Below are 23184 nucleotides of genomic sequence, written 5' to 3' on the forward strand. Positions count from 1 at the left end.
GGGTGGGGGGTGGGGGGGTGGGGTGCGTTTTGATCTAAAAACCCACCACCGCCCCCCCCCCCGGAAGCCCGGCCGGTGAGGGGTGCTGTTTCACGTGAAACAGCACCCCTCATTCCTCGGTCCGGGGCTGCGGGCCCGTCGTTCTGACGTGGCGTCGGCGCAGCATGGACACCGAGACGCCGGCATAGAGCACGGCCACGGTGAGCACCACGACGACGGACCGGCCGTCGTGCGGCAGCGCGAGTGCGGACAGGGCTGCTGCGGCCACGAAGGCGACATTGAACAGCACGTCGTAGAGAGAGAAGATCCGGCCGCGGTAGGCGTCGTCCACCGAGGTCTGCACCTCGGTGTCCGTGGCGATCTTCGTGCCCTGGGTCACGAGCCCGAGGACGAACGCCGCCGCCAGCATCGGTACGGGCGCGAAAGGCAGTCCCAGCGCCGGCTCCAGAAGGGCGGCTCCTCCGGTGCAGCCGGCCAGCCAGCCGTAGCGTCCGAAGCGCCCGACCGCCCAGGGGGACATCAGGGCGGCCACGAAGTAACCGGCGGCGGAGGCGCCGAGAGCGAGGCCGAGCAGCGCCAGGCCGCCGGACTGGCCGTCGGACCAGGCGTAGCGGCACAGCATCAACACCATGACCGTCAGGGCCCCGTAGCAGAAGCGGACCACGGTCATGGCGGCCAGTGCGTGCGCCGCGTCCCTGCGCTCGGCCAGATGACGCAGGCCGTCGCGGAGTCCTCGCGCCGTGGTGGCGAGGGCATCGCGCAGCGGTACGTGGTGCAGGTCCCGGTCCGGCCCGAGGAGGGTGCGGGAGAGCGTCATGGCGACCAGGGCCGAGAGGAGGTAGAGGACCGCGCCGAGCAGGACCACGGCGGCATCCGAGCCGTCGGTCAGCAGCCGTATGGCCAGGGCGAGCCCTCCGCCGGCCGTGGCGGCCAGCGTGCCGGCCGTCGGGGACAGGGAGTTGGCGAGGACGAGCCGTTCGGTGTCGACCACGCGTGGGAGGGACGCCGACAGCCCGGCGAGCACGAAACGGTTGACCGCGGTGACACAGAGCGCGGAGACGTAGAACAGCCAGGCCGGGACGGAACTCAGGAGCAGCAGGGCGGTGCCGCAGGCCAGGGTGGCGCGCAGCAGGTTTCCGTAGAGGAAGACCTGCCGGCGGGGCCAGCGATCGAGCAGCACGCCGGCGAAGGGGCCGATGAGCGAGTAGGGGAGCAGCAGCACCGCCATGGCGGAGGCGATGGCGGCGGGCGTCGTCTCCTTCTCCGGTGAGAAGACCACGTAGGTGGCGAGCGCGACCTGGTAGACGCCGTCGGCCGACTGGGAGAGAAGCCGTACGGCGAGGAGACGGCGGAAGTTCCGGAGGCGCAGGAGGACGCCCAGATCACGCACGACAGCCATGTGGGCAAGGGTCACACATGCGGGGGGCCTCCGGGCGGATTGCCCGGGGACCCCCCGTACGGAGAGGCGGCGTCACCGGTGCGGTGACGCGCCGGATCAGCGCTCGACGTCGCCGCTGATGAACTTCTCGACGTTCTCGCGGGCCTCGTCGTCGAAGTACTGGACCGGCGGCGACTTCATGAAGTACGAGGAGGCCGAGAGGATCGGGCCGCCGATACCGCGGTCCTTGGCGATCTTCGCAGCGCGCACGGCGTCGATGATGACGCCGGCGGAGTTCGGGGAGTCCCAGACCTCCAGCTTGTACTCCAGGTTCAGCGGGACGTCGCCGAAGGCGCGGCCTTCGAGGCGCACGTACGCCCACTTGCGGTCGTCCAGCCAGGCCACGTAGTCCGAGGGGCCGATGTGGACGTTGTCCGCGCCGAGTTCGCGGTCGCGGATCTGCGAGGTGACGGCCTGGGTCTTCGAGATCTTCTTCGACTCCAGGCGCTCACGCTCGAGCATGTTCTTGAAGTCCATGTTGCCGCCGACGTTCAGCTGCATCGTGCGGTCCAGGATGACACCCCGGTCCTCGAACAGCTTCGCCATCACACGGTGCGTGATGGTGGCGCCGACCTGGGACTTGATGTCGTCGCCGACGATCGGGACACCGGCCTCGGTGAACTTGTCCGCCCACTCCTTGGTGCCGGCGATGAAGACCGGGAGGGCGTTGACGAACGCGACCTTGGCGTCGATGGCGCACTGCGCGTAGAACTTCGCGGCCACTTCGGAGCCGACGGGCAGGTAGCAGACGAGGACGTCGACCTGCTGGTCCTTGAGGACCTGGACGACGTCGACGGGGGCCTCGGCGGACTCCTCGATCGTCTCGCGGTAGTACTTGCCCAGGCCGTCGTGGGTGTGGCCGCGCTGGACGGTCACGCCGGTGTTCGGCACGTCGGCGATCTTGATGGTGTTGTTCTCGCTGGCGCCGATGGCGTCCGCGAGGTCGAGGCCGACCTTCTTCGCGTCGACGTCGAAGGCGGCGACGAACTCGACGTCGCTCACGTGGTAGTCGCCGAACTGGACGTGCATCAGGCCGGGCACCTTGCCGGCCGGATCGGCGTCCTTGTAGTACTCGACGCCCTGCACCAGTGAGGCGGCGCAGTTGCCCACGCCGACGATGGCTACGCGAACCGAACCCATGCCGATTGCTCCCTGTGTGTTCTCGGTGTTCCCCGGAGACGCCGTACGGGTCTGCGGAGATGTCACTTGGTGTCGTCGGACGGATCCGGCCCGGTGTCGTCCCGGTGCCGGGGCAGGCCGCCCGTCTCTCCTGATGTGTCGTGCTGAGCGGAGCTCTCGGGCGAGGACCGTCGCTGATCCCGTCCCGACCGCTCGCTCTCGATGAGCTCGTTCAGCCAGCGCACCTCGCGCTCCACGGACTCCATGCCGTGTCGCTGCAGCTCGAGCGTGTAGTCGTCGAGTCGTTCCCGGGTGCGGGCGAGGGAGGCACGCATCTTCTCGAGGCGTTCCTCCAGCCTGCTGCGGCGCCCTTCCAGGACGCGCATCCGCACCTCGCGCTCGGTCTGCCCGAAGAAGGCGAAGCGGGCCGCGAAGTGCTCGTCCTCCCAGGAGTCCGGACCGGTGTGCGAGAGGAGCTCCTCGAAGTGCTCCTTACCGTCCGCCGTCAACCGGTAGACGATCTTGGCGCGGCGCCCGGCCAGTGAGGACGCGGGTGCGGCCCCACGGCCCGCCGCGGGTGGCGGCGCCGGGACGCTCACCGGTTCCTCGGTCAACCAGCCGTTCGCGACCAGCGTCTTGAGGCAGGGGTAGAGCGTGCCGTAGCTGAAGGCGCGGAAGATCCCCAAAGAGGTGTTGAGGCGCTTGCGCAGCTCGTACCCGTGCATGGGTGACTCGCGGAGCAGGCCGAGTACGGCGAATTCGAGGATGCCGGAGCGTCTGCTCACCTTCGCCTCCTGTTCTGCCTGGTCCCGCGGGTTGCCGACCCCGCCTTATGCCGTGCTGATGTATCGAATCGATACATCAGCACGATAGATCGACTCGTGATGTTCGACAAGAGGAGGTTTCGTGAGCGGCGTCACATCATCGATTCACAGGGAGCGACTTGCGCCATTTGGGGTGAAGTTCGGTCCACGGAGGTTTTCGACCGTGCGTAGTCTGTGCGGCATGCAGACCACCGGGAACCGCGAGACGCCGTCGGGCGTCAGTTATCGCGGACTGCCGGATGCACTGCGGGTGAGCCTCCCGCGAGGTTCGTCCGTCGTTCGGGGGGACCGGAACTCAACTGCCGCTTCCAGGCGCTCTCGCCTGCCCGAGGAGTAGTCGTTCGATGAGCGAGCACCGTCGCAAAGCGCCGCAATCTCAAGGTGGCGGGCGTGCAGCGGCCAGACGAGCTGCCCAACAGTCTGCCGGACGTCGTTCCGACGCGTCACGCAGAGTAACCGAGGAGTCGCACTCCGCTGCACACGGTGAGGAGCCGTCCTACGGCGGCCGCGCCGAGGCCCGTCGCGCCGCCCAGCGCGGCGGGGGCAGACGGCGGGGCGGCGGCGACCCCGGCCACGAGGGCCGGGGCCACACGGACTCCGGCAAGAAGCGCCTGGTCGACTACCCCCGTGCGGGGAAGTACGGCTTCCGCCGCTGGGTCCCGTCGTGGAAGCTCTTCTCGGGCCTGGCCCTGGGCTTCCTGGGGCTCATGATGGGCGCGGCCGGCATCGCGTACGCGCTGGTCGTGCCGCCCGAGCCCAAGGACCTCGCCACCGCGCAGAACAACGTCTACTACTGGGCCGACGACACGCAGATGGTCGCCACCGGCGGTTCCGTCAACCGCCAGTCGCTCGAGTACGCCCAGATCCCCGCGGCGATGCGCAACGCCGTCATCTCGGCCGAGAACAAGTCGTTCAAGGACGACAGGGGCATCGACCCCATGGGTATCGCCCGGGCCTTCTACAACATGGCCAAGGGCGGCGACACCCAGGGCGGCTCGACCATCACCCAGCAGTACGTGAAGAACTCCATGCTCACGCAGGACCAGACGGTGACCCGTAAGGTCAAGGAGCTCTTCATCACGCTCAAGGTCGGTGAGACCGTGAGCAAGGAGAAGGTGATGGAGGGCTACCTCAACGTCTCCTACTACGGCCGCGGCGCATCCGGGCTCCAGGCGGCCGCCCGTGCCTACTACGGCAAGGACGCCACGGAGCTGAACCCGAGCGAGTGCGCCTTCCTGGCCACGCTGCTCAAGGGAGCGAGCTACTACGACCCCGCGGGTGCCCCCGAGGTCGACCCGGTCAAGGCCTCCGCCAAGGAGAACACCCGGCGCGCCAAGGCACGCTGGGGCTGGATCCTCGACGAGCAGGTCAAGGACGGCTCGATGAGCGCGGCCGAGCGCGCGAAGTACACGACGTTCCCCATGCCGGACAAGCCGAAGAAGGACGCCAAACTGGGCGGCCAGACCGGTTACCTGGTCGACCTCGCCACGAAGTACTTCCTCGCGCACAACGAGGAGGGCGTCACCGAGAAGGAACTGGCCCGGGGCGGCTACGAGATCCACACGACCTTCGACAAGAAGAAGGTCAGCCAGCTCGAGACGTCGATCAACAAGGTGTACAAGGCCAAGATCAACCCGAAGAAGCGTCCCGACAAGGACACGCACGTCGAGTTCGGCGGCGCGTCGGTGGACACCAAGACCGGCGCCATCGTGGCTACGTACGGCGGCCAGAACGCGACGGAGCACTACACCAACAACGCCGACGCGACCGGCGCCCAGGTCGGCTCGACGTTCAAGCCGTTCGTGCTGGCGGCCGGCATGCAGTACGGACGGCGCGATCCGGAGCTCGGCCCCGAGCAGAGCGAGTCGGAGCGCCAGCTCGTCTCGCCGAAGAGCATCTACAACGGCGACAACAAGCTGAAGATCAACAAGTACAACGGCGAGGTCTGGCAGAACAAGGACGGCAAGGAGTGGCTCCAGACCAACGACGGTGACCACAGCTACGGCGACATCAACCTCCGGTACGCCATGCAGGAGTCGGCGAACTCGCCGTACGTCCAGCTGGGCATGGACGTGGGCACCGACAAGGTGAAGGACGTCGCCGTCGCCGCCGGTCTGCGTGACGACGACTACATGGCGGACTCCAGCGTCCCCTCGTTCTCCATCGGCACCTCGTCGCCGAGCGCGATCCGGATGGCCGGCTCGTACTCCACCTTCGCCACCAGCGGCCAGCAGCGGGAGCCCTTCTCGGTCATCGAGGTCAAGCACAAGGGCGAGGTCATCTACCAGCACAAGACGGTGACCAAGCGCGCGTTCTCCAGCGGTGTCGCGGACAACGTCACCGACGTGCTGAAGAACGTCGTCGACAACGGGACGGGCACGCCCGCCCAGATCCCGGGGCGCGACGTGGCCGGCAAGACCGGTACCACGGACGGCAACAAGTCCGCCTGGTTCGTCGGCTACACCCCGCAGCTGGCGACCGCGGTCAGCATGTTCCGGATGGACGACGACGAGACCCAGAAGAACCGCGAGTTCCTGGAGATGTACGGCACGGGTGGCGAGAAGTCGATCCACGGCGCCTCGTTCCCCGCGCAGATCTTCCACGACTACATGACCGGAGCGCTGCAGGGCTCGAAGGTCATCAGGTTCCCGAAGCCGGAGCCGATCGGCGACAAGGTCTTCGGCGGCGGCGCGGTCAGCCCCAGCCCGACCCCGAGCCCGACGCCCACGCCGTCGGAGACCACCGAGGAGCCGGAGACCCCGTCGCCCACCCCGTCGTCCCCGTCGCCCTCGCCGAGCGAGACGTGCGAGCCGCTCGACTGGGAGTGCAAGAACAACCAGACCGGCGGGACGACGACCAACGGCAACAGCAACGGCGGGACCACGGACGGGACCACCGACGGCGGGACGGACGCCGGCACCACGGACGGCGGCACGGACACCGGCACGACCACCGGAAGCACCGACGGGACCACCACGAACGGGGACACCACCCGGGGGGGCGGGATCTTCGGCGGCGGCGGATAGCACCCGCCCGGGGAGGCGCCGACGACGCGCCGCCCGCCGGGAACCCCGCCAGGGGCGTCCGGACGCGCGTACGAGGGCCGTCGGCACCTTCCGGGTGCCGGCGGCCCTTCCGTGTGTCCTGGAGGCGTGCCACACCCGTCCACAGCCCCGTACGGCAGGATGTGCGGCATGCCAAGCGCAGAAGACACGAGCGTGCACCAGGAGCCGTCCGTCGTACCGCCCACGCGACAGGACGAGATCGCCGCGGCGGGCAGCGAGCTGATCGGCGGGCCCGCGGGCCGCTGGGCACGGTTCGGATCGGGTCCGCTCACCCCGCTGCGCGTCATCGCGCTCGTGGCGATCGGGACGTTCGCGCTCGGCATGGTGCAGAAGATCCCCTGCTACGACTGGGCGTGGTTCCGCGGCACCAGTTCGCAGTACACGCACGCCTGCTACTCCGACATCCCGCACCTCTTCGTCGGACGCGGCTTCGCCGACGGTCTCGTGCCCTACTTCGACCGCCTCGGCGGCGACATGGCCTACCTCGAGTACCCCGTCCTGACCGGCCTCTTCATGCAGGTCGCGTCCTGGCTGACGCTCACCCCGTCCTCGGACCCGATGCAGCAGCGCGAGCAGATGTACTGGATGGTCAACGCGGGCATGCTGATGGTCTGCGCCGTGGTCGCCGCCCTGTGCGTCGCCCGTACGCACCGGCGCAGGCCGTGGGACGGCCTCCTGGTCGCGCTCGCCCCGGCGCTCGCGCTCACCGCGACGATCAACTGGGACCTGCTCGCGGTCGCGCTGACGGCCGCGGCGATGCTCATGTGGTCCCGCGGCCGGAGCCTCGCCTTCGGCGTCCTCATCGGCCTCGCCACCGCCGCCAAGCTCTACCCCGTGCTGCTGCTCGGACCGCTGCTGGTGCTCTGCTGGCGCGCCGGAAAGTGGCGGGAGTACGGCGTGGCGGTCCTCGGGGCCGGGGCGTCCTGGCTGCTGGTGAACGTGCCGGTGATGGCGTACGCCCCGGAGGGGTGGAAGAAGTTCTACACCTTCAGCCAGGAGCGGCAGATCGACTACGGCTCGTTCTGGCTGGTCATCACCCAGCGCACCGGCCGGCCCATCGACGTCAGCACCGTGAACACGGCCTCGGTGCTGCTGATGATCGTGCTGTGCGCCGGGATCGCCGGGCTGGCGCTGGCCGCACGGCACCGGCCGCGCTTCGCCCAGCTGGCCTTCCTCGTGGTGGCCGCCTTCATCCTGACGAACAAGGTGTACTCACCGCAGTACGTGCTCTGGCTGATCCCCCTGGCCGCGCTGGCCAGGCCCCGCTGGCGGGACTTCCTGATCTGGCAGGCCTGCGAGGTCGCGTACTTCCTGGGGATCTGGTTCTACCTCGCGTACACGACCAGCGGCGACAAGCACCAGGGGCTGCCGCAGGAGGGCTACCAGGTCGCCGTCCTCCTGCACCTGCTGGGGACGCTCTACCTGTGCGGCCTGGTCGTCAGGGACATCCTGAGGCCGGACCGGGACCCCGTCCGGCGTGACGGGTCCGACGATCCCTCGGGCGGGGTGCTCGACGGCGCGCCGGACCGGACGCCCCTCCTCCAAGTGCGCCCGCACCCCGCATCGCACACGGCACCCGCGGCCGAAGGACCGCGGGTGGAGTGGGGCACCGCCGGACGAGCGGCCTCCGACTGAGGGAGGCCGGGGCTACCGGTCCACGAGCCGGTCGAACTGGGTGGTCGTGTGGCGCAGGTGGGCCACCAGTTCGTCGCCCACCTTGGGCTCCTGGGCGTCCGAGGGTACGAAGAGGATCGACACCTGCATGTGCGGAGGCTCGGCGAACCAGCGCTGCTTGCCCGCCCAGACGAACGGCGAGAGGTTGCGGTTGACCGTGGCCAGCCCCGCACGCGCCACGCCCTTGGCGCGCGGCATGACCCCGTGCAGGGCCTTGGGCGCCTCCAGGCCGACCCCGTGGGAGGTCCCCCCGGCGACGACGACCAGCCAGCCGTCGGACGCCGCCTTCTGCTGGCGGTAGCCGAAGCGGTCCCCCTTGACGACGCTGGTGACGTCGAGCACCGCGCCGCGGTACTCCGTCGCCTCGTGGTCGCCGAGCCAGAGCCGCGTGCCGATGCGCGCGCGGAACCGGGTCTGCGGGAACTGCTGCTGCAGACGGGCCAGCTCCTCGGCCCGCAGATGACTGACGAACATCGTGTGCAGCGGCAGCCGGGCGGCGCGCAGCCGGTCCATCCAGGTGATGACCTCCTCGACCGCGTCCGAGCCGTCCGTGCGGTCGAGAGGCAGGTGCAGCGCGAAGCCTTCGAGGCGGACGTCCTCGATGGCCGCGTGCAGCCGCCCGAGCTCCTCCTCCTTCACGCCGTGGCGCTTCATCGAGCTCATGCACTCGATGACCACCCGCGCGCCCACCAGGGCGTGCACCCCGTCGACGGACGAGACGGACCGGATGACGCGGTCCGGCAGGGGCACCGGCTCCTCGCCCCGCCGGAAGGGCGTGAGCACCAGCAGGTCGCCGCTGAACCAGTCCTTGATGCGCGCGGCCTCGTAGGTGGTCCCGACGGCGAGCGTCTCGGACCCGAAACGGATCGCCTCGTCGGCCAGCCGCTCGTGACCGAAGCCGTATCCGTTGCCCTTGCAGACGGGGACGAGCCCGGGGAACTGGTCCAGCACGGACTTCTGGTGCGCCCGCCAGCGCGCGGTGTCGACGTAGAGGGAGAGCGCCATGGCCGGCCCGGAACCTTTCTGGTGGCTGCGGTGTGAAGGTGAAGCGGTGAGGGAGGAGGAGCTGAGGACGGGGATCGGGGGTGCGGTCAGCGACGGGACATATACATGTCCAGTGCCTTGTGCAGGAGCTTGTTCAGCGGGAAGTCCCACTCGCCGACGTACTCGACGGCCTCGCCGCCGGTGCCGACCTTGAACTGGATCAGCCCGAAGAGGTGGTCGGTCTCGTCCAGCGAGTCGCTGATGCCGCGCAGGTCGTAGACGGTCGCGCCCATCGCGTAGGAGTCGCGGAGCATCCGCCACTGCATGGCGTTGGACGGGCGGACCTCACGGCCGATGTTGTCCGAGGCACCGTAGGAGTACCAGACGTGCCCGCCCACGACGAGCATCGTGGCGGCGGACAGGTTCACGCCGTTGTGCCGTGCGAAGTACAGCCGCATGCGGTTGGGGTCCTCGGAGTTGAGGACCGACCACATGCGCTGGAAGTACGAGAGCGGGCGCGGCCGGAAGTGGTCGCGCACGGCGGTGATCTCGTAGAGCCGCTGCCATTCGGCGAGGTCCTCGTAGCCGCCCTGGACGACCTCGACGCCGGCCTTGTCGGCCTTCTTGATGTTGCGTCGCCAGAGCTGGTTGAAGCCCTTGAGCACGTCTTCCAGGGAGCGGTTGGCCAGCGGGACCTGGAAGACGTAGCGGGGCTGCACGTCACCGAAGCCGGCGCCGCCGTCCTCGCCCTGCTGCCAGCCCATCTTCCGCAGCCGGTCCGAGACCTCGAAGGCGCGCGGCTCGATGTGGCTGGCCTCGACGTCGCGCAGCCGCTTCACGTCGGGGTCCTGGATGCCCGACTTGATGGCGGCCGAGTCCCAGCGGCGGATGACGACGGGGGGCCCCATCTTCACCGAGAAGGCGCCCTGCTGCTTCAGATGGGCGAGCATCGGCGTCAGCCACTCGTCCAGGTTGGGGGCGTACCAGTTGATGACCGGCCCCTCCGGCAGGTACGCGAGGTAGCGCTTGATCTTGGGCAGCTGGCGGTACAGCACCAGACCGGCGCCCACCATCTCGCCGCTCTTGTCGAACCATCCCAGGTTCTCCGAGCGCCATTCGGTCTTCACGTCAGCCCACGCCGGGACCTGGCAGTGACTGGCCGAGGGCAGGCTCTGGATGTACGCCAGATGCTGTTCTCGGCTGATGGTCCTCAGGGTCAGGCTCATGCGGGGCGCTCCTCGGCAGGTGTGTCCCCATCGGTCAGGGGCTCCGGCTCTCGCGCCGAAGCCTACTGTGACCGAGGAGCCCCCGGTCTGGCCCAGGGGGACCGGACCGGACGCCGCCCTCGCCGGACCGCCCGGCGGGGCACCGTGCGGGGTGCCCGGCCGGGCGGCCGCGGCTGTGCCGGTCAGGTGACGACGCCGCCGAAGAGGCCGCCGTGCGCCATGCCGAGGTAGAAGCCGACGGCGGACGCGCCGAGACCCATGATCAGGCCGAACCGCTCCCAGGTGGTCCGGGAGACGAACTGTCCGTACGCGCCGGTCAGGATGCCGATCAGACCGGCCCACGAGCTGATCAGGTGCAGGTGGTGGAACATCGCCGTCACGAAGGCGAGGACGCCCAGCACCCCGGTCACCGCCATCAGCACGTCCTGGAGCGGGTGCGGCCTGCCGTCCGTGGCGAAGAGGGATCCGGTGGCCGGACGGACCCTGGCCGTGGAGCGGGAAGCGGACCGGCTTCCGGCGGGGCGGACTGTCTGTGCCATGGAGCACCTCCTGGCGGGACGGGCGCCGCGATGTAGCGCCTCTCACACCGCATCTGTCTCGATTGTGCGCCCTGAACACCGGATTTCAACCGGAAGCCGGTCTGCGGGTACTCTGTACGGTCTGCACCGGTGTCTGCCCCGAGCCAGCACTGCGGCCCCCCTCGCATCGCGAAGAAGGGCGTTGTCAGTGGTGGCTGTTTCACTCGGAGACACTGTTGCTCACGCATCACGACCCTCCTGCCACGGAACGACCGTGGCCGCTGAGTCCAAAGGAGGTGGGTTCCACATGCGTCACTACGAGGTGATGGTCATCCTCGACCCCGATCTCGAGGAGCGAGCAGTCTCCCCGCTGATCGAGAACTTCCTCTCCGTCGTCCGTGAGGGCAACGGAAAGGTCGAGAAGGTCGACACCTGGGGCCGTCGTCGTCTCTCTTACGAGATCAAGAAGAAGCCCGAGGGCATCTACTCGGTCATCGACCTGCAGGCCGAGCCTGCGGTCGTCAAGGAGCTCGACCGACAGATGAACCTGAACGAGTCGGTCCTCCGGACCAAGGTCCTCCGTCCCGAGACCCACTGAGCATCTAGCTCAGCGGTCATCGGGTTCGAGTAGCAAGCAGCCAGAAGCAATCCCCGCCGAGAGGTTCACCCATGGCAGGCGAGACCGTCATCACGGTCGTCGGCAATCTCGTCGACGACCCCGAGCTGCGCTTCACCCCGTCCGGTGCGGCGGTCGCGAAGTTCCGTGTCGCGTCCACTCCCCGCATCTTCGACCGGCAGACCAATGAGTGGAAGGACGGCGAAGGCCTGTTCCTCACCTGCTCGGTCTGGCGTCAGGCGGCGGAGAACGTCGCGGAGTCGCTTCAGCGAGGCATGCGCGTCGTCGTGCAGGGCCGGCTGAAGCAGCGGTCCTACGAGGACCGCGAGGGCGTCAAGCGCACGGTCTACGAGCTGGACGTCGAGGAAGTCGGCCCCAGCCTCAAGAACGCCACGGCCAAGGTCACCAAGACCGCGGGTCGAGGTGGCCAGGGCGGCGGCCAGGGTGGATACGGCGGCGGCCAGCAGGGCGGCGGCAACTGGGGCGGCGGTCCCGGTGGCGGTGGCCAGCAGGGCGGCGGCGGTGCTCCCGCCGACGACCCGTGGGCGACCAACGCTCCGTCCGGCGGTCAGCAGGGCGGGGGCCAGCAGGGCGGCGGGGGCGGCTGGGGCGGAAGCTCCGGCGGCTCCGGTGGCTCCGGCGGCGGCTACTCGGACGAGCCTCCATTCTAGGGCTGCTCGTACCCCCACTTCTTGATCACACAGGAGAAACACCATGGCGAAGCCGCCTGTGCGCAAGCCTAAGAAGAAGGTCTGCGCGTTCTGCAAGGACAAGACCCAGTACGTGGACTACAAGGACACGAACATGCTGCGGAAGTTCATTTCCGACCGCGGCAAGATCCGTGCCCGCCGCGTCACCGGCAACTGCACGCAGCACCAGCGTGACGTCGCCACGGCAGTCAAGAACAGCCGTGAGATGGCGCTGCTGCCCTACACGTCCACCGCGCGATAAGGGAAGGGTGACCGAATCATGAAGATCATCCTCACCCACGAGGTCACTGGCCTCGGTGCCGCCGGCGACGTCGTGGACGTCAAGGACGGGTACGCCCGTAACTACCTGGTCCCGCGTGGCTTCGCCATTCGCTGGACCAAGGGTGGCGAGAAGGACGTGGCGCAGATCCGCCGCGCCCGCAAGATCCACGAGATCGCGACGATCGAGCAGGCCAACGAGATCAAGGCCAAGCTCGAGGCCGTCAAGGTCCGTCTGGCTGTTCGCTCCGGCGACGCCGGCCGGCTCTTCGGCTCCGTCACCCCGGCCGACATCGCCTCGGCGATCAAGTCCGCCGGTGGTCCGGACGTCGACAAGCGTCGCGTCGAGCTCGGCTCGCCGATCAAGACGCTCGGCGGACACCAGGTGTCCGTGCGTCTGCACCCCGAGGTTGCCGCGAAGCTCGGTATCGAGGTCGTCGCCGCCTAAGGGCACAGCACAGCACAGCAGAGTCAGGTGAAGGGCCGCACCCCGTGGGTGCGGCCCTTCGTCGTTTCACGTGAAACGCGCCGCCCGGTCGCTGCTCGCCCGCGGATTCAGCGAGTGGCGCCGGTGACGACCCAGCGACCGGACCGCGTCCGCACCCACAGGGTCAGCAATCGGACCGTCATCATCAGCGTCATGGCTCCCCAGAGTGCGGTGAGTCCGCCACCGAAGCGGGGCACGAGGAGAGCGACCGGGGCGAAGACAGCCAGGGTCAGAACCATGGCCCAGGCGAGATAGCGGCCGTCACCGGCACCCATGAGTACGCCGTCGAGGATGAAGACCACACCCGAGATCGGCTGGGAGAGGGCCACGACCAGAAGCGCCGGCAGGAGGGTGTCCTGCACCGATGCGTCGCTGGTGAACAGCGGGACGAAGGCCGGCCTGGCGAGGATGATCACCGCTCCGAGGACCACGCCGGAGGCGACGCCCCACTGGACCATCCGACGGCATGCCTCCCGGGCGCCCTGGGGATCGTTCGCTCCCAGGTAGCGGCCGATGATGGCCTGCCCCGCGATGGCGATGGCGTCGAGCGCGAAGGCGGTGAGGCTCCAGAGCGACAGGATGATCTGGTGCGCGGCGATATCCGTGTCGCCGAGGCGGGCGGCGACGGCGGTGGCGATCATCAGGACCGCCCTCAGGGAGAGCGTGCGGATCAGCAGGGGCACGCCGGCCTGGGCGCACGCACGGATCCCCGCAGCGTCCGGGCGCAGGGAGGCCCCATGTCTCCGGGCGCCGCGCACCACGACGATCAGGTAGGCGAGCGCCATGCCCACTTGGGCGATGACGGTTCCCCATGCGGATCCGGCGATCCCCAGCCCGGCGCCGTAGACGAGCCCTGCGTTGAGGGCGCCGTTGGCCGCGAATCCCCCGATGGCGACGTACAGCGGTGTGCGGGTGTCCTGGAGCCCGCGGAGCACTCCCGTGGCCGCGAGCACCACGAGCATCGCGGGGATACCGAGGCTGGAGATGCGCAGATAGGTGGTGGCGTAGGGGGTCGCGGTGGTGGACGCCCCGAAGAGGTCGACGAGCCACGGTGCCAGAGGCAGGGTGACGGCGACGACGGCGGCGCCGATCAGCAGAGCCAGCCAGATGCCGTCCATTCCCTGGCGGATGGCCGAGGCCAGGTCTCCCGCTCCGACCTGGCGGGCCACCGCGGCCGTGGTCGCGTAGGCGAGGAAGACGAAGATGCTCACCGCAGTCGTCAGCAGTGCCGCTGCGACCGCCAGACCGGCCAGTTGCGGGGTGCCGAGGTGACCGACGATGGCGCTGTCCACCATGACGAAAAGAGGCTCGGCGACGAGCGCGCCGAAGGCCGGCACGGCGAGAGCGATGATCTCGCGGTCGTGCCGGCGGCGGGAGGGCGGCCGAGCCGTCGGTGCCTGGGTCATGGGGGTCAATCTAATCTTCCACAGGTAAGAGATGCAATCCAGTTGAGATCCTTACTTGGGCTTGGTTCAGGGCTCCGGTGGCGGGGCGGCGTCGATGATCTTGGGCTAGCCGTGAAAGTTTTTCTCCCCCACAGCCGGTGGACGGATAAAGGGCAGGTCAGGGGGGTAGTTGATCAACCTCTATGAGTTTGTCCACAGTGCTGTCCCCCGGTCCGTGCACAGGATCCGAGCACTTCTCCACAGCATCTGCTCCGTCGTCCACATGCCCTGTGGATAACCAGATTGGCTGACGGTGCGGACCGGCCTACCGTGGAGCGGCGCCCGTACTCCGTTCCGGCTCGAAGTCCCAGAACTTGATGCGCCGGAACCGGAGTCGGGCGTCCTGTTTGTCGGTGCCGTGGCGTAAGAAAGAGTGGCACGGCTAGGTCCGCGAAGCGGACGGGAGGAGGTGGCCCGGTGAGCATTCCCGAGCCTTTGGACGACCCCTGGGCGGATGTCGGTCCCAGTGACCGTCTGCCCGTCTCCCGTCAGCGCCGCGGTGAGGGCAAGGGACGCGAGGAGCAGCACGAGCGCGGCCGTGAGGGCGGCTGGGACGGCGGGTCGTCCGGCTTCGAGCGGGTGCCTCCGCAGGACCTGGACGCCGAGCAGTCGGTGCTCGGCGGCATGCTCCTCTCCAAGGACGCCATCGCGGACGTCGTGGAGATCATCAAGGGCCATGACTTCTACCGTCCGGCCCACGAGACCGTGTACACGGCGATCCTCGACCTGTACGCCAAGGGCGAGCCGGCCGACCCGATCACGGTGGCGGCCGAGCTGGTCAAGCGGGGCGAGATCACCAAGGTCGGTGGAGCCCCGTATCTGCACACGCTGGTCCAGTCGGTGCCGACCGCGGCCAACGCCTCGTACTACGCGGAGATCGTCCACGAGCGTGCGGTGCTCCGGCGCCTCGTCGAGGCCGGCACGAAGATCACGCAGATGGGATACGCGGCCGACGGCGACGTCGACGAGATCGTCAACTCGGCGCAGGCCGAGATCTACGCCGTCACGGAGCAGCGCACCAGCGAGGACTACCTGCCGCTCGGCGACATCATGGAGGGGGCTCTCGACGAGATCGAGGCCATCGGGTCCCGCAGCGGCGAGATGACCGGTGTGCCGACCGGGTTCACCGATCTCGACGCCCTGACCAACGGCCTGCACCCCGGCCAGATGATCGTCATCGCGGCCCGTCCTGCCATGGGTAAGTCCACGCTGGCCCTGGACTTCGCCCGTGCCTGCTCGATCAAGGGCAATCTGCCCAGCGTGATCTTCTCCCTCGAAATGGGACGGAACGAGATCGCGATGCGCCTCCTGTCGGCCGAGGCCCGTGTGGCGCTCCACCACATGCGCTCCGGCACCATGACCGACGAGGACTGGACGCGACTGGCCCGGCGTATGCCGGACGTGTCGGCCGCCCCGCTCTACATCGACGACTCGCCGAACCTCTCCATGATGGAGATCCGGGCGAAGTGCCGTCGCCTCAAGCAGCGCAACGAGCTCAAGCTCGTGGTCATCGACTACCTGCAGCTGATGCAGTCCGGCGGGGCGAAGCGGGCCGAGAGCCGTCAGCAGGAGGTCTCGGACATGTCCCGTAACCTCAAGCTGCTCGCCAAGGAGCTGGAGCTGCCGGTCATCGCGCTCTCCCAGCTGAACCGTGGGCCCGAGCAGCGCACGGACAAGAAGCCGATGGTCTCCGACCTGCGTGAATCCGGCTCCATCGAGCAGGACGCCGACATGGTGATCCTGCTGCACCGCGAGGACGCGTACGAGAAGGAGTCACCGCGTGCGGGCGAGGCGGACCTGATCGTGGCCAAGCACCGTAACGGCCCGACGGCGACCATCACGGTGGCGTTCCAGGGCCACTACTCCCGCTTCGTCGACATGGCCCAGACCTGAGGTCTCCTGCTCGCCCTCCGGCCCGGTGCCGGAGGCGTCGGCTCTGGATGCGGTCGTCGGACGACGGGGGCGCGGGTCATCCTGGGGCATGACCTCTTGTGAAGTCCTGCTTCCCGGCACCCGGCGTGCCCTGCTCCACCGTGTCGCGACCGCACAGTCCGAAGGCCGGACGCCGTCCCTCGTCGCCGCCGTGCGGCGGGAGGGGCGGACCGCCTGGAGCGGTGCGTGCGGTGGTGTGGACGGCCATGAACCCGATGGGAACACGCAGTTCAGGATCGGATCCCTCACCAAGACGTTCACCGCGGTGCTGGTGATGCGCCTGCGCGACGAAGGGTTGCTCGATCTGGACGATCCCATCGAGACGTACCTGCCGGGCACGGGGGTCGGGCAGGTGACCGTCTTTCAGTTGCTCGGCCACAGCGGGGGGCTGGGGGCCGAGACACCCGCGCCCTGGTGGGAGCGGACGCCGGGGACCGTACGTCCCGAGCTTGTGGACGTACTCGGCGGACAGCCGCTGCTGCACCCGTCCGGTCATGGGCACCATTACTCGAACCCGGGTTACACCCTGCTCGGCTCGCTGGTCGAGCGCCTGCGTGGTGAGCCGTGGGCCGACGTGCTGCGGCGCGAGATCCTGGAGCCCCTGGGAATGGACCGTACGACTCCGCAGGCCCGGGCCCCGCATGCCGAGGGCTGGGCCGTCCATCCCTGGGCCGACGTCATGCTGCCCGAGCCGGCCGAGGACCTCGGGCTGATGGCCCCGGCCGGTCAGCTCTGGTCGACCACCACCGATCTGCTGAGCTTCGCGGCCTTTCTCGCGCAGGGCGACGAACGGGTGCTGTGCGCGTCCTCGGTCGCCGAGATGCGCGCCCCCGCCGCCCCGTCCGAGCCGGATGACCGGACCGGCGCCTACGGCCTCGGTCTGCAGGTCCTGCGGCGAGGCGACCGGACGCTCCTCGGGCACTCGGGATCGCTGCCCGGCTTCCTGGCGACGCTGCTGTTCAGCGTCGAGGACGACGTGGCGGCCGTGGTTCTCACGAACGCGACCTCCGGCCCGCTCACCGGCACGATCGCCGCCGATCTCATCCGGATCGTCGCCGATGCGGAGCCGAGGATGCCGGAACCCTGGCGCCCGCTGCCCGAAGTCGACCAGGAACTGCTGGCGTTGACCGGACCCTGGTACTGGGGCACGCAGGTCCACGCCCTGAAGCTGCTCGCGGACCGGGGGCTGGAGTTCGAGCCGCTGCGCGGCGTCGGCCGCGCGGCACGGTTCCGGGCACGCCCCGACGGCACCTGGGTCGGCCTCAACGGCTACTACGCGGGGGAGACGCTCCGGGTCGTGCGGGCCGAGGACGGCACGGTCGACCATCTGGATCTGGGATCGTTCGTCTTCACCCGGGAGCCGTACGACCGGACCGCGGCCATCCCCGGTGGAGTGGACGCGGACGGCTGGCGGGGAATCGCCCCCTGAGGAACGTATGACGGGAGCGGGGAGGACGCCGGTCCGCGTTTCACGTGAAACGCGGACCCCTCCCCGGATCTCGCCCGATCCTGCGGCGGCAGACCGGCAGGTCACGCGGTCCTCGGAGGATCAGGCAGCCAGCTCGCGTTCCAGCGGGGTGCGGAAGCGCGGAGTGATCCGTGCGTCGCCCGTCCAGGCCGACAACCGGGCCGCCTCTGCCTCGATGAGCCCGACGGCTTCCCCGCCCACATCGGACAGCAGCCGCCACACCGGCTCGCCGTCGGACCGCTGGGCCCAGCCGCCCACGATCTCGCCGTTCCACCACACGGTGGGGCCGACGTTGCCCGCGCGGTCGAAGAGCGCGGCCCGGTGCTCCGGGGGCAGGTGGAAACCGCGGTCGGCCCAGCCCATCGCGCTGGGGTCGAGACCGGGCAGCAGAGCCGCCCAGGGCTCCAGGGGAGGCTCGGCGCCGAGGTCCCCGGGGGCGGCCCAGCCGACGGCTCCGCTGTCGAGCAGCACCTTCTCGGGAGCCAGCGCCGCCAGGGCCTCGCGCGTCTCCCGGACGCCCCAGCCGGTCCACCACTTCAGATCGCCTTCGGTCGCGGGACCGTAGGAGCGGAGCCAGCGCCGGGCCACCTCCACCCGGGCCCGGGCGGGATCCGACGCCGGCCACGGATCGGCGGCAGTCCAGCGGAACTGGCTGGAGGTCCATGAACCGCGCGGCCGGTCCCTCCGGATGCGTCCCTCGGCGGCCAGCACCCGGATCACCCGTGAGGCGACGCCCTGCACCGTCTCCTGCTTCGTCCCGGGGAAGACGGTGATCCTGGTGCGCAGCGCCGGGACCGCTGCCGAGAGTTCGGTTCCCGAGGCGTGACCGCGTGCGGCCAGAGCGGTGAGCGTCTGTTGCTCGGTCTCGGCGAGCCAACTCTCGTCCAGACCGTTCCCGTCCTCGCGCAGATGCCGGACCAGCTTCTTGCGCTCCTTGGCGGCCACGCCCCGTGCGCTGGAGGCGTCGACGGCGTGCGCGACGGCCCTGGACATCGTGAACAGGGTGTTCCGCATGGACAGGAGCCGCACCAGGGAGACGTCCTCGTAGAGCGCCCGCTCCACCGCTCCGACCTCGGGGTCGGTGAGCCGTGCGCAGGCGGAGAGGTAGACCGTGGCGGCGTCCGTCGCGTGCAGGGCGACGACGGCGTCGGCGACCGCGACGACGGACGCGGCCCGGGCGGAGGGGGCGAGCAGATGCCGCCGGCCGAGCCTGATCCTCCGCTGTGCGTCGTCGATGCGGTGCACCTGCTGCCTCCCGGAGTGCGGAGCCGCCCGGACCAGCGGCTCAGAGGGCGAGTTTGAAACCCACATGGCTGGCGGTGAATCCGAGCCGCTCGTAGAAGCGGTGGGCGTCGACGCGGCTGGTGTCCGAGGTCAGCTGCACCAACTGGCACCCCTGGCGCCTGGATTCGTCGACCGCCCACTGGATCAGCTGGGTGCCGAGGCCGCCGCCCCGTTCATCGGCGTGGACGCGCACGCCCTCGATGACCGAACGAGTCGCGCCGCGTCGGGACAGTCCGGGAATGACGGTGAGCTGAAGCGTTCCCACGACGCGATCCTCGCGCACGGCCACGACCAGATGCTGGTTCGGGTCGTCGCACATCCGCCGGAACGCGCACTGGTACGGGGTGAGGTCGTCCGGGGACTCGCGCTGTGCGCCCAGCGGGTCGTCGGCCAGCATGGCCACGACGGCGGAGAGGTCGGCGAGTGCTGCGGGACGTATGTCGAGATCGCTCATGATCGGCAGACTACGCATCCCCACCGGCTCGGGCGGGGATCTTCAGCGCCTCGACCGTCCGGACCAGGGGAGCGAGCTCCGGGTTCTCGGCTGCTTCGTCGAGAGCGGCGCGGAGTGCGGTGTCGTTGGTCGGCCTGGCCTCGTCCAGCAGCGTGAGACCCGCTTCCGTGACGTCGGTGTAGATGCCCCGGCGGTCCGTGTCGCACAGATACCGGGTGAGCAGCCCCCGGTCCTCGAGGCGGGTGACCAGCCGGGTGGTGGCGCTCTGGCTCAGCACCACCGCGTCCGCCACCTGCTTCATCTGCAGGTGACCGCCCGTGCCGCTGTGCTGACGGCTCAGGACGTCGAGCAGCGAGAACTCCCGTGCGCTGAGGCTGTGGCGGGACTGGAGAGCCCGTTCGATGCGGGCTTCGATCTTGCCGTGCAGCAGGGAGAGGGCGCACCAGCTCTGCGCGAGGGACGTCAGGGCGGGATCTGTCGCGGTCACGGGTCTCTCCTCCGTACGGGAGCTGCGTGCCTCCAGGATAGGACACAGACGCAATAGCCCGCGCTTGCAATTAAAGCGCGTCTGCAATTATTGTGTACGCACGTAAAGAGCAGACGCAATCTTCAGGAAGGTGACATCCATGCCGCTCGCGCTTCTCGCCCTCGCCATCGGCGCATTCGGTATCGGCACCACCGAGTTCGTGATCATGGGGCTGCTGCCCGAGGTCGCCGCCGACTTCCAGGTCTCGATCCCGACCGCGGGCTATCTCGTCACCGGCTACGCCCTGGGCGTGGTCCTCGGCGCTCCCCTGATGACCGTGCTGGGTACCCGTGTGACCAGGAAGCGCATGCTGATGCTCCTCATGGGGCTCTTCATCGTGGGCAACGTGGTGTCCGCGCTCGCCCCCGTCTTCGGCGTGATGCTGGCCGGCCGAGTGATCGCCTCGCTGGCCCACGGTGCCTTCTTCGGCATCGGATCGGTCGTCGCCGCGGACCTGGTCGCTCCGGAGAAGAAGGCCGGGGCCATCGCGATGATGTTCACCGGACTCACCGTCGCCAACGTGGTCGGAGTTCCGCTGGGCACCTTCATCGGTCAGAACCTCGGCTGGCGGGTGACGTTCTTCGTCGTCGCGGGACTCGGCGTCCTGGGACTGATCGGTGTGGCGAAGCTCGTGCCGGAACAGCCGAAGCCGCAGGGGGTGCGGATCAGCCACGAGCTGGCCGCGTTCCGCAACGTCCAGGTGCTGCTGGCCATGGCGATGACGGTGCTGGGATTCGGCGGCGTCTTCGCGGCGATCACCTACGTCACGCCGATGATGACGGACATCGCCGGCTTCGCCCCGTCGTCCGTGACCTGGCTGCTGGTCCTCTTCGGCCTGGGGATGGTCGGCGGGAATCTGCTCGGCGGCATGTTCGCCGACCGCCGTCTGATGCCGATGCTGTACGTGTCTCTCGGGGCGCTCGCCACGGTTCTGGCGCTGTTCACCGTGACCGCGCATCACACGTTCACCGCTGCGGTGACGCTCTTCCTCATCGGGGCGCTCGGCTTCGCGACCGTGCCGCCGCTCCAGAAGCGGGTCCTCGACCAGGCGGCCGGCGCGCCCACTCTGGCCTCCGCCGTCAACATCGGGGCCTTCAACCTCGGCAACGCGCTCGCGGCGTGGCTCGGCGGCATGGTGATCGCGGCCGGGTTCGGCTACACCGCGCCCAACTGGGTCGGTGCCGCTCTGGCCGGATCGGCGCTGCTGCTGGCCGTGCTCTCCGGGGCGATCGAGCGCCGGACGGCCGCAGGAGCCCCGGTCGCGGGACCGTCGCTCGGCTCGGTCGCGGACAGCGGCCCCGGTGAGTCGGTCCCCACAGCTCCGATGCCGGTGTCGCCGCGGTGAGCGCCCACCTGACCGGGGGCGGCGGGCTCAGGACCTCCCGCCTCGCCTCGGTGACCTGCTTCCAGGGTGACCGGAGTGCACCGGCGCACCGGACGCATGAGTGGTTTCACGTGAAACGCGGCGCCAGGCACGATCAGGGCGCACACCGGCCGTGAGCGGTTGCCCGCCCGCCGCCTGACCGAACGGGTCGTCCGCACTCCTGGGGGACTGCCTGCCCGGCTGGAGGGACGCCCGCCCGCCCGTCGGGTCGGTCGGGTCGGCACCGCGTGTGAGCGTGCGGCCCGCGTGCCGCACCGCCTCCTCCCGGGCCGGGGTTCAGCCCAGGTCAGGTGCGTGCAGGGCCCGTACGCCCTCGATGTTGCCGTCCAGGTAGTGCCGCAGCGACAGGGGGACGAGGTGGACGGCGGCGATCCCGACACGGCTGAAGGGCACCCGGACGATCTCGTACTCCCCGCAGGGTTCCTCGATCTCCGGGCCGTGCCGACGCGACGGATCCATCGAGGCCAGCCGGCAGACGAAGAAGTGCTGCACCTTCACGCCTTTGACGCCGCCGCCGGCGATGTGCTCGACGGTGTCGACGAAGCAGGGCACCACATCGACGATCTTGGCGCCGAGCTCCTCGTCGACCTCGCGGTGCAGTGCTTCGACGACGGTGGCGTCCTCCGGCTCGACACCTCCGCCCGGCGTGACCCAGTACGGGTCGACGCCGGGCTTCGTGCGCTTGATCAGGATGAGGTCGTCACCGTCCAGCAGGACGGCACGAGCGGTGCGCTTGACCACCGGGCGTTCGGTCATGGCAAGAGAGTGGCCCGAGAAACCCCGTCTGAAACTCCTGTCGCCCCACCGGTCACCAGTCCACAGCAGCACGCACCAGCCACTCGTGCGCCCGCGCGATGTGCGGGAGACCGAGTGTGCCGGTCCGTGCGACGAGGAAGTACGTGCGCAGCGGCGGAACCGGCGGGTCGAGCAGCGCCACGACCTCACCGCGCTCCAGCGCGTCCTCGCACAGGTAGCGCGGAAGCACGGCGAGACCGGCGCCCGCCACCGCGCACTCCAGGACGGTGCGGAGATCCGGGGCGACCACGGCGGCGGCGGTGGCCGGACGGCTGTCGAAGACGGTCACCCAGTACTGCGAGACCAGCGGGAGGCTCTCGTGCACCTCGACCACGGGAAGCTGCTCCAGGAGCACCGATCCCTTGTGCCCCAGCGCTCCGGGCCCCAGGTGCCCGGCCCAGCGCGGTGCGGCGACCAGGACGTGCTCCTCGTCGCAGAGGGTGGTGGAGGTCAGCAGTCCGCCCCGGGGCCGGGCGGTGGTGATGGCCAGATCATGGTGTCCTGCCGCCAGCCCCTCCCGCGCGTCCTCGGTGTTCGCGACGAAGGTGCTGCGCAGCGCGAGTCCCTGGGAGACCAGAGGGGTGAGGGCCGGCAGCGCCCGGACGGACGTGAACTCGGGCGGGCCGGCCAGGTGCAGTGTTCGCGTCCCGGAGTCCCCGTCGAGTCCTGCCTCGACGAGGTCGACCAGCGCGTCCAGGTGAGGGGCGGCCCGGTGGGCGAGCTCGTCGCCGGCGGAGGTCGGAGTCACCCCGCGGGCCCTGCGCAGGAAGAGCGGGCGGCCGAGCTGGCGCTCCAGGGTGCGGATCTGCGAGGTGACGGCCGGCTGCGACAGGCCGAGCAGGCCGGCGGCCCTGGTGAACGAGCCGGCCCTGTGCACGGTCACGAACGTGCGCAGCAGAGCCAGGTCCACGGTTCATCCCCTCCGGCTCCGCGCGACGGTGCGCCGGCCCGCACCGTCCCTTGCGACCGCCTCAACC

Annotated in this window: 21 protein-coding genes; 9 read left to right on the forward strand and 12 right to left on the reverse strand. The window is 69.6% G+C overall.

Annotated features, from left to right (window positions below; translation table 11 throughout):
• Positions 1–109: 109 nt before the first annotated feature.
• The 3 genes from ABZ172_RS22310 to ABZ172_RS22320 form a co-directional block, all read right to left on the reverse strand.
• Positions 110–1399 (reverse strand): MFS transporter, encoded by a 1290-nt coding sequence (locus ABZ172_RS22310; protein ID WP_356885626.1) that lies wholly within the window; start codon positions 1397–1399, stop codon positions 110–112.
• A gap of 96 nt (positions 1400–1495) precedes the next feature.
• The gene (locus ABZ172_RS22315; RefSeq protein WP_356885628.1) at positions 1496–2578 is read right to left on the reverse strand and encodes an inositol-3-phosphate synthase; all 1083 of its coding nucleotides are present in this window, start codon (positions 2576–2578) and stop codon (positions 1496–1498) included.
• A 62-nt stretch (positions 2579–2640) separates the two neighbouring features.
• Entirely contained in the window at positions 2641–3342 is a 702-nt protein-coding gene (locus tag ABZ172_RS22320; RefSeq protein WP_356885630.1) for a helix-turn-helix transcriptional regulator, read from the reverse strand.
• A gap of 383 nt (positions 3343–3725) precedes the next feature.
• Between ABZ172_RS22320 and ABZ172_RS22325 the strand changes: the two genes are divergently transcribed.
• Positions 3726–6407, forward strand: coding sequence for a transglycosylase domain-containing protein (locus ABZ172_RS22325; protein WP_356885632.1), 2682 nt, complete (start codon positions 3726–3728; stop codon positions 6405–6407).
• A 168-nt stretch (positions 6408–6575) separates the two neighbouring features.
• Positions 6576–8081 carry a glycosyltransferase 87 family protein gene (locus ABZ172_RS22330; RefSeq protein WP_356885634.1) on the forward strand — a complete coding sequence of 502 codons (1506 nt, stop codon included), beginning with the start codon at positions 6576–6578 and terminating at the stop codon, positions 8079–8081.
• Between the two features lie 12 nt (positions 8082–8093).
• Here ABZ172_RS22330 and ABZ172_RS22335 read toward each other — a convergent pair whose 3' ends face one another.
• From ABZ172_RS22335 to ABZ172_RS22345, 3 genes are all read right to left on the reverse strand, one after another.
• Complete coding sequence (locus ABZ172_RS22335; protein WP_356885636.1) at positions 8094–9125, reverse strand: alanine racemase; 1032 nt, start codon at positions 9123–9125, stop codon at positions 8094–8096.
• A gap of 86 nt (positions 9126–9211) precedes the next feature.
• Complete coding sequence (locus tag ABZ172_RS22340) at positions 9212–10330, reverse strand: peptidoglycan bridge formation glycyltransferase FemA/FemB family protein (RefSeq protein ID WP_356885638.1); 1119 nt, start codon at positions 10328–10330, stop codon at positions 9212–9214.
• Positions 10331–10512: 182 nt separating this feature from the next.
• Complete coding sequence (locus tag ABZ172_RS22345; RefSeq protein ID WP_356885640.1) at positions 10513–10869, reverse strand: hypothetical protein; 357 nt, start codon at positions 10867–10869, stop codon at positions 10513–10515.
• A gap of 286 nt (positions 10870–11155) precedes the next feature.
• Between ABZ172_RS22345 and rpsF the strand changes: the two genes are divergently transcribed.
• The 4 genes from rpsF (at position 11156) to rplI (ending at position 12880) form a co-directional block, all read left to right on the forward strand.
• Positions 11156–11446: a 30S ribosomal protein S6 gene (rpsF, locus tag ABZ172_RS22350; protein WP_006604399.1), complete on the forward strand. Its 291-nt coding sequence runs from the start codon at positions 11156–11158 to the stop codon at positions 11444–11446.
• Positions 11447–11517: 71 nt separating this feature from the next.
• Positions 11518–12135: a single-stranded DNA-binding protein gene (locus ABZ172_RS22355; RefSeq protein WP_356885642.1), complete on the forward strand. Its 618-nt coding sequence runs from the start codon at positions 11518–11520 to the stop codon at positions 12133–12135.
• A gap of 43 nt (positions 12136–12178) precedes the next feature.
• On the forward strand, positions 12179–12415 hold the full coding sequence (gene rpsR / locus ABZ172_RS22360; RefSeq protein WP_003967857.1) for a 30S ribosomal protein S18: 237 nt from the start codon (positions 12179–12181) through the stop codon (positions 12413–12415).
• Positions 12416–12433: 18 nt separating this feature from the next.
• Positions 12434–12880, forward strand: a complete 447-nt coding sequence (gene rplI / locus ABZ172_RS22365) for a 50S ribosomal protein L9 (protein WP_014155197.1) — start codon at positions 12434–12436, stop codon at positions 12878–12880.
• A 107-nt stretch (positions 12881–12987) separates the two neighbouring features.
• Here rplI and ABZ172_RS22370 read toward each other — a convergent pair whose 3' ends face one another.
• Positions 12988–14325, reverse strand: coding sequence for an MATE family efflux transporter (locus ABZ172_RS22370; protein WP_356885644.1), 1338 nt, complete (start codon positions 14323–14325; stop codon positions 12988–12990).
• 474 nt (positions 14326–14799) lie between these two features.
• On the opposite strand from ABZ172_RS22370, the gene dnaB reads away from it, so the two are divergent.
• Together dnaB and ABZ172_RS22380 are read left to right on the forward strand one after the other, a co-directional pair.
• Entirely contained in the window at positions 14800–16257 is a 1458-nt protein-coding gene (gene dnaB / locus ABZ172_RS22375) for a replicative DNA helicase (protein WP_356885743.1), read from the forward strand.
• A gap of 88 nt (positions 16258–16345) precedes the next feature.
• Entirely contained in the window at positions 16346–17725 is a 1380-nt protein-coding gene (locus ABZ172_RS22380) for a serine hydrolase domain-containing protein (RefSeq protein WP_356885646.1), read from the forward strand.
• 120 nt (positions 17726–17845) lie between these two features.
• On the opposite strand, the gene ABZ172_RS22385 is transcribed toward ABZ172_RS22380, so the two are convergent.
• The 3 genes from ABZ172_RS22385 to ABZ172_RS22395 are packed head-to-tail and all read right to left on the reverse strand — an operon-like array spanning position 17846 to position 19989.
• Positions 17846–19009: a winged helix DNA-binding domain-containing protein gene (locus ABZ172_RS22385; protein ID WP_356885648.1), complete on the reverse strand. Its 1164-nt coding sequence runs from the start codon at positions 19007–19009 to the stop codon at positions 17846–17848.
• 40 nt (positions 19010–19049) lie between these two features.
• Positions 19050–19502, reverse strand: a complete 453-nt coding sequence (locus ABZ172_RS22390) for a GNAT family N-acetyltransferase (protein ID WP_356885650.1) — start codon at positions 19500–19502, stop codon at positions 19050–19052.
• Between the two features lie 10 nt (positions 19503–19512).
• Positions 19513–19989 (reverse strand): MarR family transcriptional regulator, encoded by a 477-nt coding sequence (locus ABZ172_RS22395; RefSeq protein ID WP_356885652.1) that lies wholly within the window; start codon positions 19987–19989, stop codon positions 19513–19515.
• Between the two features lie 139 nt (positions 19990–20128).
• On the opposite strand from ABZ172_RS22395, the gene ABZ172_RS22400 reads away from it, so the two are divergent.
• The gene (locus ABZ172_RS22400; protein WP_356885654.1) at positions 20129–21373 is read left to right on the forward strand and encodes an MFS transporter; all 1245 of its coding nucleotides are present in this window, start codon (positions 20129–20131) and stop codon (positions 21371–21373) included.
• A 315-nt stretch (positions 21374–21688) separates the two neighbouring features.
• On the opposite strand, the gene ABZ172_RS22405 is transcribed toward ABZ172_RS22400, so the two are convergent.
• Together ABZ172_RS22405 and ABZ172_RS22410 are read right to left on the reverse strand one after the other, a co-directional pair.
• Positions 21689–22168, reverse strand: a complete 480-nt coding sequence (locus tag ABZ172_RS22405; protein ID WP_356885656.1) for an NUDIX hydrolase — start codon at positions 22166–22168, stop codon at positions 21689–21691.
• Positions 22169–22220: 52 nt separating this feature from the next.
• On the reverse strand, positions 22221–23117 hold the full coding sequence (locus tag ABZ172_RS22410; RefSeq protein ID WP_356885658.1) for a LysR family transcriptional regulator: 897 nt from the start codon (positions 23115–23117) through the stop codon (positions 22221–22223).
• Between the last annotated feature and the right edge of the window lie 67 nt (positions 23118–23184).

Source organism: Streptomyces sp. NPDC006296 (assembly GCF_040613235.1).
GTDB lineage: Bacteria > Actinomycetota > Actinomycetes > Streptomycetales > Streptomycetaceae > Streptomyces.

Coding starts and splice junctions, on each gene's coding strand:
- ABZ172_RS22355 (WP_356885642.1), top strand. CDS start 11,518: ATGGCAGGCGAGACCGTCATCACGGTCGTCGGCAATCTCGTCGACGAC.
- ABZ172_RS22400 (WP_356885654.1), top strand. CDS start 20,129: ATGCCGCTCGCGCTTCTCGCCCTCGCCATCGGCGCATTCGGTATCGGC.
- ABZ172_RS22310 (WP_356885626.1), bottom strand. CDS start 1,399: ATGGCTGTCGTGCGTGATCTGGGCGTCCTCCTGCGCCTCCGGAACTTC.
- ABZ172_RS22345 (WP_356885640.1), bottom strand. CDS start 10,869: ATGGCACAGACAGTCCGCCCCGCCGGAAGCCGGTCCGCTTCCCGCTCC.
- ABZ172_RS22335 (WP_356885636.1), bottom strand. CDS start 9,125: ATGGCGCTCTCCCTCTACGTCGACACCGCGCGCTGGCGGGCGCACCAG.
- ABZ172_RS22405 (WP_356885656.1), bottom strand. CDS start 22,168: ATGACCGAACGCCCGGTGGTCAAGCGCACCGCTCGTGCCGTCCTGCTG.
- ABZ172_RS22325 (WP_356885632.1), top strand. CDS start 3,726: ATGAGCGAGCACCGTCGCAAAGCGCCGCAATCTCAAGGTGGCGGGCGT.
- ABZ172_RS22340 (WP_356885638.1), bottom strand. CDS start 10,330: ATGAGCCTGACCCTGAGGACCATCAGCCGAGAACAGCATCTGGCGTAC.
- rplI (WP_014155197.1), top strand. CDS start 12,434: ATGAAGATCATCCTCACCCACGAGGTCACTGGCCTCGGTGCCGCCGGC.
- ABZ172_RS22370 (WP_356885644.1), bottom strand. CDS start 14,325: ATGACCCAGGCACCGACGGCTCGGCCGCCCTCCCGCCGCCGGCACGAC.
- rpsR (WP_003967857.1), top strand. CDS start 12,179: ATGGCGAAGCCGCCTGTGCGCAAGCCTAAGAAGAAGGTCTGCGCGTTC.
- ABZ172_RS22390 (WP_356885650.1), bottom strand. CDS start 19,502: ATGAGCGATCTCGACATACGTCCCGCAGCACTCGCCGACCTCTCCGCC.
- ABZ172_RS22330 (WP_356885634.1), top strand. CDS start 6,576: ATGCCAAGCGCAGAAGACACGAGCGTGCACCAGGAGCCGTCCGTCGTA.
- ABZ172_RS22380 (WP_356885646.1), top strand. CDS start 16,346: ATGACCTCTTGTGAAGTCCTGCTTCCCGGCACCCGGCGTGCCCTGCTC.
- rpsF (WP_006604399.1), top strand. CDS start 11,156: ATGCGTCACTACGAGGTGATGGTCATCCTCGACCCCGATCTCGAGGAG.
- ABZ172_RS22315 (WP_356885628.1), bottom strand. CDS start 2,578: ATGGGTTCGGTTCGCGTAGCCATCGTCGGCGTGGGCAACTGCGCCGCC.